Below are 16,809 nucleotides of genomic sequence, written 5' to 3'. Positions count from 1 at the left end.
GGAGATCACGCAAGCTCCGTCTGCTCCTCGCGCACCCGCCGGCCCACCCGCAGCAGCCACCACAGGCCGATGAGGGGAAGCACGAGCGGGATGAAGCCGTAGCCGGAGCCGAAGTTCGACCACACCGAGGGCTTCGCGAAGTCCTCGGGATGCGTGAAGCTGAGGATGCCGACGATGATGACGCCGGCGAACTCGATGAGGCACGCGGCGATCGCGATGCGGTGCGTGACCCGGTTGCCGATGACGAAGCACACCGTCGCGAGGATGTAGATGGCGGCGGCGATGACCGAGAGCGTGTAGGCGACCGGGGCGACGTCGAATTCGCGGATGACCTGGTAGCCGGCCCGCGCGGTCGCCGACAGCGCGAAGATCCCGTAGACCGCGGTCAGGGCCCGACCGGGGCCCGAATGCATCGCCGAGTACGGTGAGCGCGGTGCCGGGCGGGTGCGTCTGTTCACAGCCAAATCTGGTCCATTCTCTCGATCATGATGATCACCGTCAGTCCGGCGGCGGCGAGCACGCCGGGACCCCACCTGCTCAGCTCCGCGAAGGCCCAGAACCCGGCGAGCGCGATGACGAGGATCGCGGTGATGACATAGCCGAAGTAGAGGAGCGGGTCGACGCCGTCGGTGCCTCCGAAGGTCGCGATCGAGATGACGAGCTCGACGATGAGGAGGAGCAGCAGGAGTGCGGAGCAGCCCAGCAGCAGCGGTCCCGCAGGTCGGTTGCGGATCGTCTCGACGATCGCCCACACGGTGAGCACGGCGGCGACGGCATAGAGCACGAGCGTGAAAACGGTGAACACCCGGACAAGTTTAGTCCGCAGGGCCCCGCGGCGAAGACCGCTCCGAGCGGCGGAACCGGGTGAGATCGGGCACGGAACCTGGCCGGGGCCGGGCCCGAGCGCCTAAAATACTCGACGTGCCGATCTATCTTGACCATGCCGCGACCTCGCCGATGCCCCAGGCGGTGCTCGACGTCTACACGACCGAGCTGAGCCGCCGGGCCAATCCGTCGTCGCTGCACGCGGTCGGTCAGGCCGGGCGGATGCGGCTGGAGACGGCCCGTGACGATATCGCCCGGGCGCTCGGGGCGACGAGCTCCTCCGAGGTCGTCTTCACCTCCGGCGGCACGGAGGCCGACAACCTCGCCGTCAAGGGCCTCTACCTCTCCCGCAACAACGGCAGCTTCGCCGAGCCCGCCCGACCCCTCGTCCTCACCTCGGCGATCGAGCACCACGCGATCCTCGACTCCGTCGAATGGCTCGAGTCCCAGGGTGCGGAGGTCGTCCTCCTCGACGTCGACGAGACCGGCCGGATCGACCTGCCCGCCGCCGAGGCGGCGCTGCGCCGCGACCCCGACCGGACCGCGCTGCTGTCGGTCATGGCCGCGAACAACGAGATCGGCACGATCCAGCCGCTGGCCGAACTCGGTCGCCTCGCCCGGGACCTCGGCATCCCGTTCCACATCGACGCCGTCCAGGCGCTCGGGCAGATCCGGCTCGACTTCGCCGCCTTGGAAGCCACGGCGATGACGATCACCGCGCACAAGATCGGCGGTCCCGTCGGCATCGGCGCGCTCCTCCTCGACCGCGCCGCCGCGCCCACCCCGATCCTCCACGGCGGCGGTCAGGAGCGCAGCGTGCGCTCGGGCACCCTCGACGTCGCCGGCGCGGTCGCCTTCGCCGCGGCCGTCGACCTCGCGACCTCCGACCTCGATTCGCGGGCCGCGAAGTTCTCCGACCTCCGCGACCGCCTCATCTCCGGTGTCGAGGCGACGATCGAGGGCGCGAGACTGTCGGGCCCCCGCGGGACCGGCCGTCTGCCCGGCAACGCCCACTTCACGTTCGCCGGCTGCGAGGGCGACTCCCTGCTCTTCGGCCTCGACGCCCGCGGGATCGCGACGTCGACGGGATCGGCGTGCTCGGCCGGCGTCTCCCGCCCCTCCCATGTCCTCCTCGCCGCGGGCATGAGCGAGGACGTCGCCCGCTCCGCGCAGCGCTTCACCGTCGGCCACGACACCGCCGCCTCCGACATCGACGCGCTTCTCGAGGTGCTGCCCGCCGTCGTCGACCAGGCCCGCCGGGCCGGCATGGTCTCGGCGACGCCGCGCTGGCGGCAGACGGCCCACGAGAGTCAGGAAAGCGCATGAAGGTCCTCGTCGCGATGTCCGGCGGAGTCGACTCCGCCGTCGCCGCCGCCCGTGCCGTCGACGCCGGCCACGAGGTCGTCGGCGTCCACCTCGCCCTGTCCCGGATGCCCGGCACGCTGCGCACCGGGTCGCGGGGCTGCTGCACGATCGAGGACTCCCGCGACGCCCACCGGGTGGCGGGCATGCTCGGCATCCCCTTCTACGTGTGGGACTTCTCCGAGCGGTTCAAGGAGGACATCGTCGATGACTTCATCGCCGAGTACGCCGCCGGCCGCACCCCGAACCCGTGCATGCGCTGCAACGAGCGCATCAAGTTCGCCGCCCTCCTCGACCGGGCGCTCGCCCTCGGCTTCGATCAGATCGCGACCGGGCACTACGCCGAGGTGGTCCGCGACGCCGCCGGCCGCCCCGAGCTCCACCGCGGCGAGGACCTCGCGAAGGACCAGTCCTACGTCCTCGGCATCCTCACCGGTGAGCAGCTCGAGCACTGCTACTTCCCGATCGGAGCGACCGCCTCGAAGGCCGAGGTCCGCGCCGAGGCGGCCGAGCGCGGCTTCTCGGTGGCGAACAAGCCCGACTCCTACGACATCTGCTTCATCCCCGACGGCGACACGAAGGCCTGGCTGGCCGACAAGATCCCGATGCGCCCGGGCCTCATCAAGGATGCCGAGGGCGAGGTCCTCGGGGAGCACGACGGTGCGATGACCTTCACCATCGGCCAGCGCAAGGGGCTCGGCATCGAGAAGCCGGCCGCCGACGGCAAGCCGCGCTTCGTCACCGGTCTCGACCCCGCCTCGAACACCGTGACCGTCGGCTCCCGCGCCGACCTCGGCGTCTCCCATCTCACCGGCATCCGCACCTCGTGGGCCGGGCACGCCCCCGCCGACATCGGCACCACACCGGAGACGGGGATCGACTGCGAGGTCCAGATCCGCGCCCATTCCGATCCGGTGCCCGCCCGCGCGTGGCTCGGGGACGTCGTCACCGAGGTGCCTGCCCACGAGGCCGCGGTGCCGGCGGCCCGGCCCGCCGGCCAGCTCCTCCACGTCGACGTCGCCGAAGAGCTCTCCGGTGTCGCCCCGGGACAGACGATGGTCGTCTACCGCGGCACCCGCGTCCTCGGTCAGGCCACGATCGACGTCACCGCCAGGGACCGCCTCGGCGCACGGTGATGCGCACCGGTGACGGGCCCGGTATGGGCGGTAGCCTGGGGGAATGAAGGAATCGCCCCAGGACGTCGTCACCGCGCCGTACGGCACGTGGTCCTCGCCGCTGAGCGCAGCGGAGGTCGCCACCGGGGCAGCCCCGATCTTCGAGGCCGCTTTCCGCGGCGAGCACGTCTACTATTCGGCGAAGTTCGCCGCCGAGAACTCCCGGACGGGACTCGTCCGCACCTCCCTGTCGCATCCGGGGCCGGGGGAGCGGATCCTGCCGGAGCCGTTCAACATCCGCTCCGCCGTCCACGAATACGGCGGCGGGGCGTGGGCGCTCGACCCCGACAGCGACATCGTCTACTTCGTCAACGCCGCCGACCAGCGCGTCTGGCAGCTCATCCCCGGCCGGTCGCCGCACGCGCTCACCCCTGAGACCTCGGGTCTCATCCGCTACGGCGACCTCCACATGACCCCGTGGGGGCTGCTCTGCGTGCGCGAGGACTGCCGGTCGACGGTGCGGCGGCGCTCGATCGTGCTCATCACCCGCTTCGGGACGATGCGGGAACTCGCGACGCAGGCGCACTTCATGGCGTGGCCGCGGATCTCGGCCGACGGCCGACTCCTCACCTTCATCGGGTGGGAGCACCCGCACATGCCGTGGGATGAGACGAGCCTGTGGGTGGTCGACCTCGGCGCCGGGGGCGATCCGACCGTCGCCGCCGTCCTCCACGGCGATGCGGTCGCCCTCCTCCAGCCGGAGTTCAGCGGACCGGCGACGCTGCGGCTGTGCTCGGACCATCAGGGGCACTGGGCCCTCTACGAACTCGACCTCAGCGGTGTGGCGGGGTCTGGGGCCGGTTCTGCGTCGTCTGCCGCCGAGGCGGTCGACCTGACCGTGACCGACCTCAGTCCCGCTCTCGACACCGGAACCGAGATCGGCGGACCGCTGTGGCAGCTCGGGGCGCTGTGGCACCTCGGTGACGGCGCCGAGGTGTGGGCGCATGCGCAGTCGGACATGGCCGCCCTCGTGCGACTGCGCACCAGCGGCGGGGACGCTGCCACCGCCACGCCCGCCGGGGAGGCCACCGCCGCCTCGGCGCGGGTCGTCGAGGAGATCGCGACCCTGGGCAGCATCGAACTCCACGATCTCGGTCGCACCCACGTCCTGCTCACCGCGAAGTCACCGGACTGCGCGGGCGCGCTCATCGCCGTCGACCGGGTGACCGGGGCGTTCACGGAGATCGCGACGGAGCGGCTCGACGCCCACGACGACTACTACGCGCACCCGCGCACGACGGTCCTCGGCGGCGTCCCCGTCGTCCTCCATGAGCCCCACAATCCCCGCTTCATCGCCCTCGACCGGGAGCGCCCGCCCTACGTCGTCATCGCCCACGGCGGACCGACCGGGCAGGCGACGGCGGACATGTCGGCGCGGATGAGCTTCTTCGCCTCCCGCGGCATCGGCGTCATGGAGGTCAACTACGGAGGGTCGACGGGCTTCGGCCGCGCCTGGCGCGAGCGCCTGCGCGGACAGTGGGGGATCGTCGACGTCGCCGACATCGTCGCAGCCGTCGAGGGACTCATCGATGCGGGACTGGCCGACCCGCTGCGGATCGCGATCTCCGGCGGCTCGGCGGGGGGCTGGACGGCGCTGTCGTCGCTCATCAGCTCCGACGTCTTCGCGTGCGGCACCTCGTACTTCGGGGTCACCGACCTCATGCGGTTCGTCGTCGACACCCACGACTTCGAGCGGCACTACGTCGACGGCCTCGTCGGCCCCTGGCCCGAGGCGCAGGACGCGCTCTTCACCCGCTCGCCGATCCACCGCACAAGCGACATCAGAGTGCCCGTGGCGATCATGCAGGGCGACCGCGACCCGATCGTCCCGCCCAATCAGGCGCAGGAGTTCGTCGACATGCTCCGATTGGCCGGAGTGGAGTACATTTACCGTCTGTACAAGGGCGAATCCCACGGCTTCGTCCGCACCGAGACCATCATCGATTCCCTGGAAAGCGAGTTCGGATTCTATGTCGACGTCTTCGGAATCCCCCGCAGCCGCAGGCACCGCTGAGACGCAGTCACTCACCCCGTCGGCGACGACGACGTCGGTGTGGATTCCCGGTGGGAACAGCCCCGACGGCTCCGACCCGGCCGCCGCGCCCCGTCCCGGTGACGACTCCCGGCGGGCCGCCTCGGCGGGCTTCGACGTCCTCGCCGCGGGCCTGCCTCCCGTCCCGCTCATCGCCCACCGCTCCGGGGACCGGTGGGGCGCCGACGCGATCGGCCGCGCCGTCGGCCTGCTCACCGACCTCCACGTCGACCGCGCCTCCTACGGGTGGCGGCTGACGGCCGCGGCGGGACGGGACGAGCGCCTCGAGTCCTCCGGGCTCGGCGAAGCCCTCGACGCCGTCGCCGAATACGGCGAGGGCTTCCCCGGTGCCGTGCAGGTGTCCCTGCCGGGACCGTGGACGCTCGTCACCGCGCTCAGTCTGCCCTCTGGCGCCCGCGTCCTCGGCGACGCCGGAGCTCGGCGCGATGTCGTCCAGGCCTACGCCTTCGGCATCGCCGGCCTCACCGAACGGCTGCGCAGGCTCGGGCTGCGCACCGTCATCCGCTTCGCCGAGATGCGCCTCGACCCCGTCCTCACCGGCACCTGGCCCACCGTCTCCGGCTTCGCGAGCCTGCCCGCGATCAGCGAGACCCAGGTCCACGCAGCGCTGACCTCGACCTTCGGGCACCTGCCGCCGTCCCTGCTCAGCCTGCCCGACCTCGCGCCCCTGCGGCTGCGCGGCAAGGAGATCCCCGCGGCCGAGGTGGTCCGCTCCACCGGTGCCGGCGCCGTGTCCGTGCCGTTGGCTAGTCTGAGGGCAGCAGGGTGGGAGCAGCTGGCGATCCTCGCCGAGGCGGGAGTCGGCACATGGATCCGCCTGCCCGCCGACGCCGGTTCCCGACCCGGTGACGTGCGGCAGTGGCTCGACCGCATCGCCGAACCGTGGCAGCGGGTCGGCATGGGTGCCGCGAGCCTCGCGGACTTCGGCGTGCTCACGGGAGAGGAGCTGCCGCTGGGGCACCCGCCGCTGCTCGCTCCGGCGGCGACGCCGGACCGCGCCGATGAGCCGGCGATGCGGCTGGCGGCGGGACTGCGGCGAGCCCTGACGGAGGGATAGATGAGCCAGACACAGCGAGACGGAGACACGACCATGGACGACACCTTGGACCTGCAGGACGCCGCTGCCCGGGCGAAGGCCCACGCCGCACTCGCCGAGCAGATCGAGTCGCATCGCGCCGCCTACTACAAGGACGACTCGCCGCTCGTCTCCGACGCCGAATACGACGAGCTCTCCCGCCGGCTCGAAGCGCTCGAGGAGAAGTACCCGGAGCTCGTCACCGACTCCTCGCCCACGCAGACCGTCGGCGGATCCGTCGACACGACGACGTTCTCCCCGGTCACGCACATCGGGCGCATGTACAGCCTCGACAACGTCTTCGACTTCGCCGAGCTGCGCGAGTGGTACGGCCGGGTCAGCGGCGCGGTGAGCGCTGAGTCGAAGTTCCTCTGCGAACTCAAGATCGACGGACTCGCCGTCAACCTCCTCTACCGGAACGGCGAACTCGTCCGCGCCGCGACCCGCGGCGACGGGCGCATCGGCGAGGACATCACCGCGAACGTCCGGACGATCTCCGACATCCCGCAGCACCTCGACACGGAGTTCCCGCCCGCCGAGGTGGAGATCCGCGGGGAGGTGTTCTTCCCCGTCGAGGCCTTCGCCGAACTCAACGCGCAGCTCGTCGCCGAGGGCAAGCCCCCGTTCGCCAACCCCCGCAACTCCGCCGCCGGATCGCTGCGGCAGAAGGACCCGGCGGTCACAGCGAGCCGTCCGCTGCACATGCTCGTCCACGGCATCGCCGCATGGACGCCCGCCGACGCCTCGCACCCGGAGCCGAAGGAGCAGTCCGAGGTCTACGAGCAGTTCCGCTCGTGGGGGCTGCCGATCAGCGAGTACTACAAGGTCCTCGAGACCGTCGAGGAGATCGAGGAGTTCATCACCTACTACGGTGACCACCGCCACGACGTCTCCCACGAGATCGACGGCATCGTCGTCAAGATCGACGACTTCGCCGTCCAGGAGGCCCTCGGCTACACCTCACGGGCCCCGCGCTGGGCGACGGCGTTCAAGTACCCGCCCGAGGAGGTGACGACGAAGCTCCTCGACATCCAGGTGCAGGTGGGACGCACCGGCCGCGTCACCCCGTTCGCGGTGATGGAACCCGTCACCGTCGCCGGCTCCACCGTCGAACGCGCGACGCTGCACAACGGCTACGAGGTCAAGCGCAAGGGCGTGCTCATCGGCGACACCGTCACCCTGCGCAAGGCCGGAGACGTCATCCCCGAGGTGCTCGGCCCCGTCGTCGCCGCCCGCGACGGCTCCGAACGCGAATTCGTCATGCCCACCCACTGCCCGTCGTGCGGGACCCTCCTCGGCGAGCAGAAGGAAGGCGACAAGGACGTCCGCTGCCCGAACGCGCGGTCGTGCCCCGCGCAGGTGACGAACCGGATCTTCTACCTCGCCTCCCGGGCCGCCTTCGATATCGAAGCCCTCGGCGAGGAGGCCGCCCTCGCGCTCACCGCGCCCGCCGAACCCGAGACCCCGCCGCTGTCCTCGGAGGCCGGACTCTTCGACCTCACCCCCGACGACCTCGCGGACGTGAAGATCTGGCGGAACAAGCGCGTCAAGGGCGTCGAGACGGGGGAGCGGGAGCTCGTCCCGTACTTCTTCACCCGGGGGACGGCGAAGAAGCCGAGTGCCCCGAGCCAGAACACGAAGAAGCTCTTCGCCGAACTCGACAAGGCCCGCGACCAGGACCTGTGGCGGGTGCTCGTGGCGCTCTCGATCCGCCACGTCGGACCGACCGCCGCGCGGACGCTGGCCGCCCGCTTCCACTCCCTCGACGCCATCCGCGAGGCGAGCCTCGAAGAGCTCTCCGCCGTCGACGGGATCGGGGAGACGATCGCGGCGAGCATCCGCGACTGGTTCACCGTCGACTGGCACCGCGAGATCATCGACCGGTGGCGCGCCGCCGGAGTCCGGATGGAGGACGAGGTCGGTGAGACCGCGCCGCAGACCCTGGCCGGGCTGACGATCGTCGCCACCGGGTCGCTGAGCACGTTCACCCGCGACGGCATCAAGGAGGCGATCCTCGCCGCCGGCGGCAAGGCAGCGAGCTCCGTGTCGAAGAAGACCGACTACGTCGTCGCCGGGGAGAACGCCGGCTCGAAGCTCGAGAAGGCCGAATCGCTCGGCGTGCCCGTGCTCGACGAAGACGGCTTCCGGACGCTGCTGGCGACCGGGTCCCTTGCCTGAGACCAGGAACGTCTCAGGCGGAGCGGAGAATGGGGACAGAATGGTTTGGCAGAGTGGGAGCCATGAAGGCATTCCCCCGCTTGATCGCCGGCACCGCGGTCGCTCTGGCAGCAGTTCTCACCGCGGCACCTCTGGGAGCGGGTCTCGCCGACTTCGTCCTCAGCCCTGACCACCACACCAAGCGCAGCACGGCGCCGACCGCGGCGCCCGATTCTCCGCAGGAGCAGGGCGAACCGTGGGGCGGGGGACTGCCCGGCAGCGCCGAGCGCGGTGAGGGACTCGAGAGACCCGAACCGCTCGCGCTCGCCCCGCGCACCGCCGACGCCGCCGTCACGGCCGCGACGTCACCGAACCTCACGCTGGCCGCCGGGACGGGAGGAGAATCGGTCGAAGCGCGGATCACCGAACTCGCCGCTGACCTCCAGGCAGGGGTGCGCGCCGGCGAGTTCACCCAGGCCGACGCCGACCGCGTCCTCGGCGACATGGCCGGCTACATCCGCGGTGAGAGAACCTGGCCCGAGCGCGTGAGCGTGTGATAGAGAGGACCCCATGAGCACTGTTCCGCACAGTTCGCACTGGGGGTCCTTCACAGCAGTCGTCGACGACGACACCCTCGTCGAGGTGGTTCCACCCGACACCGATGCCCGCCCGAGCCGGCTCATCCACGACTTCGCCGACTCCGTCGACTCCGACCTGCGGGTGCGCAGACCCGCCGTGCGACGCTCGTGGCTCACCGCGGTGCGCGCCGAGCGCCAGGGTGAGGCGGCACCCGGCACCCGCCGCACCGATCTGCGCGGTGCCGAGCCCTTCGTCGAGATCGACTGGGATGAGGCCCTCGACCTCGTCGCCGGGGAACTCGAGCGGGTGCGCAGCGACCACGGGAACGCGGCGATCTTCGGCGGCTCCTACGGCTGGGCGAGCGCCGGACGATTCCACCACGCGCGCACCCAGCTCCACCGATTCCTCAACGCCTTCGGCGGACACACCTCGCAGGTCGGCAACTACAGCTTCGGGGCGGCGGCGATGATCCTCCCGCACGTCCTCGGGCCCGCCCAGTTCGCCAACGGTCGGCTCAGCAGCTGGGACGTCGTCTCCGAGCACACCCGGCTGTGGGTGATGTTCGGCGGGATCGCGCTGAAGAACACGCAGCTCGAATCCGGAGGACTCTCCGACCACCCGATCCCCGACCGGCTGCGGGCCACCCGCGACAACGGCTGCCGGTTCGTCTCCGTCTCCCCGCTCAGGGACGACGCCCCCGATTTCCTCGATCCGCAGTGGCTGCCGGTGCGACCGAACACGGACACCGCGCTCATGCTCGGACTCGCCCACACGCTGCTGGCCGAGAACCTCCACGACGAGGAGTTCCTCACCACCCGCTGCGTCGGGTGGGAGCGCTTCGGCCCCTACCTCCTCGGCGACGACGACGGCATCGCCAAGGACGCGGACTGGGCGGCCGAGATCACCCGGATCCGCGCGGAGACGATCCGCGACCTGGCCCGTGAGATGGCGGGCACGACGACGATGATCTCCGTCACCTGGTCGCTGCAGCGCGCCGACCACGGCGAGCAGCCGTACTGGGCGGCGCTCGCGCTCGCGGCGATGCTCGGACAGATCGGCCTGCCCGGAGCGGGATTCGGATTCGGGTACGGGGCCGCAGGGACGATGGGCAACTGGCAGTACCCGTTCCCCGCGCCGCGCCTGCCCGTCGGGGAGAACCCGGTGACCGCGCCGATCCCGGCCGCCCGGATCGCCGACATGCTCCTCCACCCCGGTGAGGACTACGAGTTCAACGGCGAGCGGCGGACGTATCCCGACACCCGCCTCGTCTACTGGGCGGGCGGAAACCCCTTCCACCACCATCAGGACCTCAACCGGCTGCGCCGCGGATGGCAGCGGCCGGAGACGATCGTCGTCCACGAACCCTTCTGGACGGCCACGGCCCGCCAGGCCGACATCGTCCTGCCCGCGACGACGACCCTTGAGCGCAACGACCTCGGCGCCGCCTCGGGGGACAAGCGCATCGTCGCCATGCACCGGGCGCTCAACCCTCGCCACGCCGCCCGCGCCGACTGGGACATCTTCTCAGCACTCGCGGCCCGGGTCGGCACGCACGAGTCCTTCACCGCGGGCCGGACCGAGATGGAGTGGATCGAACACCTCTACACGCGCACCCGGCAGGCCGCGGCCGACTACGACATCGCGCTGCCCGACTTCGCCACGTTCTGGGCCGACGGGGGAGTCGACGTCCCGCAGGGCAGCACGGTGCTGCTCGCGGACTTCCGCGCCGACCCGGCAGGCCACCCGCTGTCGACCCCGTCGGGACGGATCGAGCTCTTCTCCGAGACCATCGACGCCTTCGGCTACGACGACTGCCCCGGGCACCCCGCGTGGCTGCCGCCGACCGAATGGCTCGGTGCCCCCGACGCCCCGGCCGGGTCGCTGCACCTCGTGTCCAACCAGCCGGGGCAGCGCCTCCACAGTCAGCTCGACACGGGTGGGACGAGCCAGGCGGCGAAGATCGCCGGACGCGAACCCTGCCGCCTCAACCCCGCCGACGCCGCGGCCCGCGGCATCGCCGACGGCGACGTCGTCCGCATCGTCAACTCCCGGGGCGCATGCCTGGCCGGGGTCGAACTGAGCGATGACATCAGCCCCGGCGTCATCCAGCTCTCCGCCGGGGCCTGGTACGAGGCCGCGGACCCGACCGACCCTGCCTCGCTCGAGATTCACGGCAACCCCAATGTCCTCACCGCCGACCACGGGACGTCCCGCCTCGCGCAGGGGCCCGCGGCGCTGTCGACGCTCGTGCGCGTCGAACCGGTCGATGCCGCAGGGCTGCCGGCGGTGACGGTGACGAGTCGACCCCCGGTCTTCGCGGAGTGAGCACAGCCGCCTCGGCGAGGGACGGGTCACGGTCACAGCATGCCGGTGGGCGCGGGCTGAGACATTAGACTGGAGCGCAGTGTTGAACGACGATGAAAGGCAGGGAATGACGGAGTCCTCCGCAATCACCCCCGAACAGGTGGCGCACTTGGCGTCGCTGTCGCGGATCGCCATGAGCGAAGACGAACTGGCCGCACTCGCCGGCGATCTCTCGACGATCCTCGAGAACGTCGCGCGGGTCAACGAGGTCGTCGGTGACGACGTTCCGGCCACGAGCCACCCGATCGCCCTGTCGAACGTGCTCCGTCCCGACGAGGTCGGTGCGACCCTGACGAGCGAGCAGGCGCTCGCCGCCGCTCCGGCCGCAGCCGACGACAAGTTCCTCGTCCCCCAGATCCTCGGGGAGGAATGATGAGCGAACTCATCGCCAAGAGCGCCCTCGAACTCGCCGCAGGACTGACATCCGGCGAGTTCTCCTCCGTTGAGGTCACCCGGGCCCACCTCGACCGCATCCGCGACACCGAGGAGGACTTCGGCTCCTTCATCACCGTCACCGACGACCTCGCCCTGGCCACGGCCAAGGACGTCGACGATCGGCGCAGCCGCGGTGAGGACCTCCACGCACTCGCCGGTGTGCCCGTCGCCCTCAAGGACCTCGTCGTCACCGAGGGCGTGCGCACGACCGCGGCCTCGAAGATCCTCGAGAACTGGGTGCCCCCGTACGAATCGACCGTCCACCTCAAGGTCAAGGACGCGGGCCTGCCGGTCCTCGGCAAGACGAACCTCGACGAGTTCGCGATGGGATCGACGACCGAGCACTCGGCCTTCGGCACGACCCGCAACCCGTGGAACCTCGAGCACGTCCCCGGCGGCTCCTCCGGCGGTGCGGCCGCGGCACTCGCCGGCTTCCAGGCCCCGCTGTCGGTGGGCACCGACACCGGCGGTTCGGTGCGCCAGCCCGCCGCCTTCACCGGCACGGTCGGCGTCAAGCCCACCTACGGGTCGATCTCGCGCTACGGCATCATCGCGATGGCCTCGAGCCTCGACCAGGTCGGCCCGATGGGCCGCAGCGTCGCCGATGCCGCGGCCCTGCACATGCTGCTGGCCGGACACGACCCGCTCGACTCGACCTCGCTGCCCGACCCGGTCGACGACTTCGTCGCGCTCGCGCAGAACGGAACGCTCAAGGGCAAGAAGCTCGGCGTCATCAAGCAGCTCATCGGCGAGGGCTACGACGCCGGGGTCCGCGACGCGTTCACCGCAGCCCTCGACGTCGCCACGGCCGCAGGTGCGGAGATCATCGAGGTCGACGTGCCCTCGATCTCCTACGCCCTCGACGCGTACTACCTCATCATGCCCTCCGAGGTGTCCTCGAACCTCGCCCGCTACGACGGCATGCGCTACGGGCTGCGCGTCGAACCGACCGAGGGACCGGTGACCGCGGAGACCGTGATGGCCGCGACCCGCGCCGCCGGCTTCGGCGCGGAGGTCAAGCGCCGCATCATCCTCGGCACGTACGCGCTCTCGGCCGGATACTACGACGCCTACTACGGGTCGGCGCAGAAGATCCGCACCCTCGTCCAGCGGGACTTCGCGAAGGCCTTCGCATCCGTCGACGTCCTCGTCTCCCCGACGGCCCCGACGGCGGCCCTGAAGTTCGGGGCGGAGTCCGCCTCCGACCCGATGGCCCTCTACCTCGGCGACGTCGCGACCCTGCCGGCGAACCTCGCCGGCATCCCGGGCCTCTCCCTGCCCGCCGGCCTCGCCGACGGTCTGCCCGTCGGCTTCCAGGTGCTCGCCCCGGCGCGTGAGGACCGGCGGATGTACGCCGTCGCCGGCCCTCTCGAGGCCGCTCTCGAAGCCGCCGGATCCCGTGTCCTCGACACCCTTGCGGAAGGACTGACCAAGTGAAGTACGAAGAGGCGATCACCAAGTACGATCCGGTCATCGGCATCGAGGTCCACGTCGAGCTCGGCACCGCGACGAAGATGTTCGACGCGGCCCCGAACACCTTCGGCGGCGGACCGAACTCGAACATCACCCCGACCTCGCTCGGTCTGCCCGGCTCCTTGCCCGTCGTCAACGCCAAGGGCGTCGAGTACGCGATCAGGATCGGTCTGGCGCTCGGCTGCGAGATCGCCGAATCCTGCCGCTTCGCCCGGAAGAACTACTTCTACCCGGACGTGCCCAAGGACTTCCAGACGAGCCAGTCCGATGAGCCCATCGCCTCCGAGGGCCAGGTCGAGGTCGAACTCGAGGACGGCACCCAATTCACGATCCCCGTCGAACGCGCCCACATGGAGGAGGACGCGGGCAAGAACACGCACGTGGGCGGGGCGACCGGCCGCATCCACGGAGCCGACCACTCGCTCGTCGACTACAACCGGGCCGGGGTGCCGCTCGTCGAGATCGTCACCCACCCGATCACGGGCACGGGGGAACGGGCCGCCGAGGTGGCCGCCGCCTATGTCCGGACCCTGCGCGACATCTTCCGCGCCCTCGGCGTCTCCGAGGCGCGGATGGAGCAGGGCAACGTCCGCGCCGACGTCAACGTCTCCCTGCGGGAGAGCCCCGAGGCACCGCTGGGCACCCGCACGGAGACGAAGAACGTCAACTCGTTCCGCTCGATCGAACGCGCCGTGCGCTTCGAGATCGCCCGCCAGGCCACGGTCCTCGACTCCGGTGAGAAGGTCGTCCAGGAGACCCGCCACTTCCATGAGGACACCGGTGAGACGACCTCGGGGCGCCTGAAGTCCGACGCCGACGACTACCGGTACTTCCCGGAGCCGGACCTCGTCCCGCTCGTGCCCTCCCGCGACTGGGTCGCCGAGATCAAGGAGTCGCTGCCCGAGCTGCCCGCCCAGAAGCGCCGCCGGCTGACCGCCGAATGGGGCTTCTCCGACCTCGAGATGCGCGACATCGTCAACGCCGGTCTCCTCGAGGCCATCGAGGACACCGTCACCGCCGGGGCGCCTTCTGCTGCCGCCCGGAAATGGTGGACCGGTGAGGTCGCGAGACTCGCCAACCAGCGTGAGATCCACCCGACGGAGCTCGTCACCCCGGCCCAGGTCGCCGGGCTCACGGCTCTGCTCGCCGACGGCAAGCTCAACGACCGGCTGGCGAAGGAGGTCCTCTCAGGAGTCGCCGATGGAGAGGGCGACCCCGCCGAGGTGATGTCCGCCCGCGGTCTCGAGATCGTCGAGGACACCGGTGCACTCGAGGCCGCCGTCGACGAGGCGATCGCCGGCAACCCCGACGTCGTCGAGAAGATCAGGGGCGGGAAGATGCAGGCCATCGGCGCGCTCATGGGGCCGATCATGAAGGCCACCCGCGGTCAGGCCGACGCCGGCAAGGCCAAGGAGCTCATCCTCGCGAAGATCAACGGCTGACGCCGAGCCGGACTCAGCGTTGATCCAGCCACACCCTCTAGACTTCTGAGCAATGGGGACCCCCGGGGTTCCCGCAGAGAGTCGGAGGGTGTGGCTGTTCGCATTCTCCCCGGAGCGCGCGTCGGCGGCCGAGCCGGCTCGCCCCTGCTGAGCGTGGAGGTGGACGCAGTGGCACATGCGTGGAAGTCGCTGTGGAAGGACGAATGCGGCAGAACCGTGCCGATCTACCGGGTGCTCGTGCCCGACAGCGTGAATGAGGAGATCCTCGCCGCGTGGAAGGCCCGCGGCTACCGGTACACGGCCGGCGCCCCGAGCGCGATCATGCTCACCGGTGCGATGCGCCGCAACTTCTTCCGCACCTCTGCGGTGTTCAAGGGCGGGACCGCCACCGGTGCGGCTGTGACCACGGGCTTCGCCGCTCCAGGCGGCATTGCGCTGCTCGCCGGGTACCTCGATGCCGCCCTGACCTTCGGCGTCCTCGGTGGGGCCACGGCCGTGGGCACCGGCGTCTTCGCCGCCGTGACGGGACCGAAGTACCTGCGCGATCCCCGTCGCCTCAATCGCCGCAATCGGCAGCGCGCGGCCCACGCCGAGTGGCTGACGCCGGCGAGCCTCGGCTTCCAGCCCGGCCGGAAGGAGGGACGCGACACCGATGAGCAGCGTCTCTTCCATCTCGCCGTCACCATCGCCCGCAAGATCGTGCGCACCCGCGCCTGGACGCATCCGATCCTCACCGATCACGTCTCCCGCGTCGACCTCGACCATGCCGTGGCGTCGATCGGCGTGCGGCTGCGCGAACTCGTCCGCCTCCGCGAGGAGATCGAGAGCATCAAGGACTCGGGCACGGCGAAGACCGTCGATGCGTACCTGACGAAGCTCGCGGTCGCGTTCACCTCGATGGCCAATCGCGTCGTGTCGATGCACGACTACTATCTGCGACTGCTCGAGCTCGACCAGCAGCTCGTGCTGCTCCACAACTCCGAGCGCTCGCGGGAGCTCGGCGACCGGGTCCTCGACGTCCTCTCCCGCACCGCCGCCGACGATTCCGCCGACTGGCAGTTCCGGGAGCTGCGCATCGACGCGGACTCCCAGGCCGAGGTCATCTCCGGTCTCCTCACCGAACTCGAGGAGACCGCCGACACCTTCGACGACTTCGACACCCGCCTGGCCGCGGCGCAGAAGTCGCTCGAGACCGGAGACGGCGCGCCCGCACAGTGAGCAGGCTGCTCAGTGGCCTGGTGCCTCGCTGACCTGATGGCTCAGTGGCCGAACGGATCCGGGTCGACGCCCGGCATCCATGAGCGTCCCGGTTCGTCGTACCCGGCGGCGGCCTGCTCCTTCTTCCACTTCTTCGCCCAGCGCTTGTCGAGCCTGTCGACGTAGAGCGTGCCCTGGAGGTGGTCGAACTCGTGCTGCATGACGCGGGCGAGCCAGCCCTCGGCGCCCAGCGAGACGGGCTCGCCCGCCTCGTCGACTCCGGTGACCGTGACCCGGTCGGCGCGCTTGAGCGGGTAGTCGAGGCTCGGCACCGACAGGCAACCTTCGGTGTCCTCGGCAGGATCGGGGCGACCGTCGGGCACCCGGGAGGCGACGAGTCGGGGGTTGACGAAGGTGCCGCGACGACGCACCCCGGCGTCATCCTCGGCGTGGTAGACGAAGATCCGCAGGCCCACGCCGATCTGCGGTGCGGCGAGACCGACTCCGTTGCTCGCATCGAGGGTCTCGTGCATGTCGGCGACGAGTGTCCGGAGGGCGTCATCGAACTCCGTGACGGGGTCGGCAGGGCGGTGGAGCACGGGTTCGCCGTAGATGACGATGGGATGAACGGTCATGGTCTCCATCGTATCGAGTGCGGCCGGCGTCAGCGGG

The 16,809-nt window shown here is 70.7% G+C and carries 14 protein-coding genes; 11 read left to right on the top strand and 3 right to left on the bottom strand.

Annotated elements, in window-relative coordinates; all coding sequences use genetic code 11:
- Positions 1-5: 5 nt before the first annotated feature.
- Together ACFQ91_RS15590 and ACFQ91_RS15585 are read right to left on the bottom strand one after the other, a co-directional pair.
- Positions 6-458 carry a hypothetical protein gene (locus ACFQ91_RS15590; RefSeq protein WP_198501005.1) on the bottom strand — a complete coding sequence of 151 codons (453 nt, stop codon included), beginning with the start codon at positions 456-458 and terminating at the stop codon, positions 6-8.
- Entirely contained in the window at positions 455-805 is a 351-nt protein-coding gene (locus ACFQ91_RS15585; protein WP_137826071.1) for a hypothetical protein, read from the bottom strand. Before ACFQ91_RS15585 ends, ACFQ91_RS15590 begins: the two co-directional genes overlap by 4 nt.
- A 116-nt stretch (positions 806-921) precedes the next feature.
- Here ACFQ91_RS15585 and ACFQ91_RS15580 point away from each other — a divergent pair, with 116 nt between their 5' ends.
- From ACFQ91_RS15580 to ACFQ91_RS15530, 11 genes are all read left to right on the top strand, one after another.
- On the top strand, positions 922-2,151 hold the full coding sequence (locus ACFQ91_RS15580) for a cysteine desulfurase family protein (RefSeq protein ID WP_198499243.1): 1,230 nt from the start codon (positions 922-924) through the stop codon (positions 2,149-2,151).
- Positions 2,148-3,323, top strand: a complete 1,176-nt coding sequence (gene mnmA / locus ACFQ91_RS15575) for a tRNA 2-thiouridine(34) synthase MnmA (RefSeq protein ID WP_198499242.1) — start codon at positions 2,148-2,150, stop codon at positions 3,321-3,323. The genes ACFQ91_RS15580 and mnmA overlap by 4 nt, the downstream gene beginning before the upstream one ends.
- A gap of 43 nt (positions 3,324-3,366) precedes the next feature.
- The gene (locus tag ACFQ91_RS15570; protein WP_198499241.1) at positions 3,367-5,376 is read left to right on the top strand and encodes a prolyl oligopeptidase family serine peptidase; all 2,010 of its coding nucleotides are present in this window, start codon (positions 3,367-3,369) and stop codon (positions 5,374-5,376) included.
- On the top strand, positions 5,333-6,472 hold the full coding sequence (locus ACFQ91_RS15565) for a hypothetical protein (protein WP_198499240.1): 1,140 nt from the start codon (positions 5,333-5,335) through the stop codon (positions 6,470-6,472). The genes ACFQ91_RS15570 and ACFQ91_RS15565 overlap by 44 nt, the downstream gene beginning before the upstream one ends.
- A gap of 33 nt (positions 6,473-6,505) precedes the next feature.
- A complete protein-coding gene (gene ligA, locus ACFQ91_RS15560; RefSeq protein ID WP_198499239.1) occupies positions 6,506-8,668 on the top strand; it encodes an NAD-dependent DNA ligase LigA in 2,163 nt (720 codons plus the stop codon).
- 62 nt (positions 8,669-8,730) lie between these two features.
- Positions 8,731-9,204: a hypothetical protein gene (locus ACFQ91_RS15555; protein WP_198499238.1), complete on the top strand. Its 474-nt coding sequence runs from the start codon at positions 8,731-8,733 to the stop codon at positions 9,202-9,204.
- Positions 9,205-9,217: 13 nt separating this feature from the next.
- Positions 9,218-11,551, top strand: a complete 2,334-nt coding sequence (locus ACFQ91_RS15550) for a molybdopterin-dependent oxidoreductase (RefSeq protein ID WP_198499237.1) — start codon at positions 9,218-9,220, stop codon at positions 11,549-11,551.
- Positions 11,552-11,657: 106 nt separating this feature from the next.
- Positions 11,658-11,963 (top strand): Asp-tRNA(Asn)/Glu-tRNA(Gln) amidotransferase subunit GatC, encoded by a 306-nt coding sequence (gatC, locus tag ACFQ91_RS15545; RefSeq protein WP_137826078.1) that lies wholly within the window; start codon positions 11,658-11,660, stop codon positions 11,961-11,963.
- Entirely contained in the window at positions 11,963-13,462 is a 1,500-nt protein-coding gene (gene gatA / locus ACFQ91_RS15540) for an Asp-tRNA(Asn)/Glu-tRNA(Gln) amidotransferase subunit GatA (protein WP_198501004.1), read from the top strand. Before gatC ends, gatA begins: the two co-directional genes overlap by 1 nt.
- Positions 13,459-14,940, top strand: a complete 1,482-nt coding sequence (gene gatB / locus ACFQ91_RS15535; protein ID WP_198499236.1) for an Asp-tRNA(Asn)/Glu-tRNA(Gln) amidotransferase subunit GatB — start codon at positions 13,459-13,461, stop codon at positions 14,938-14,940. Before gatA ends, gatB begins: the two co-directional genes overlap by 4 nt.
- Before the next feature lie 159 nt (positions 14,941-15,099).
- The gene (locus ACFQ91_RS15530) at positions 15,100-16,158 is read left to right on the top strand and encodes a hypothetical protein (RefSeq protein WP_232623643.1); all 1,059 of its coding nucleotides are present in this window, start codon (positions 15,100-15,102) and stop codon (positions 16,156-16,158) included.
- A gap of 41 nt (positions 16,159-16,199) precedes the next feature.
- Here the strand turns inward: ACFQ91_RS15530 and def are convergent, their stop codons facing one another.
- A complete protein-coding gene (def, locus tag ACFQ91_RS15525; protein WP_198499235.1) occupies positions 16,200-16,772 on the bottom strand; it encodes a peptide deformylase in 573 nt (190 codons plus the stop codon).
- Between the last annotated feature and the right edge of the window lie 37 nt (positions 16,773-16,809).

Source organism: Brevibacterium sp. NPDC056726 (assembly GCF_042790515.1).
Classification (GTDB): Bacteria; Actinomycetota; Actinomycetes; order Actinomycetales; family Brevibacteriaceae; genus Brevibacterium; species Brevibacterium sanguinis.
The sequence above is the reverse complement of the archived record's forward strand: the minus strand, read 5'-3'. Positions and strand labels throughout refer to the sequence as shown.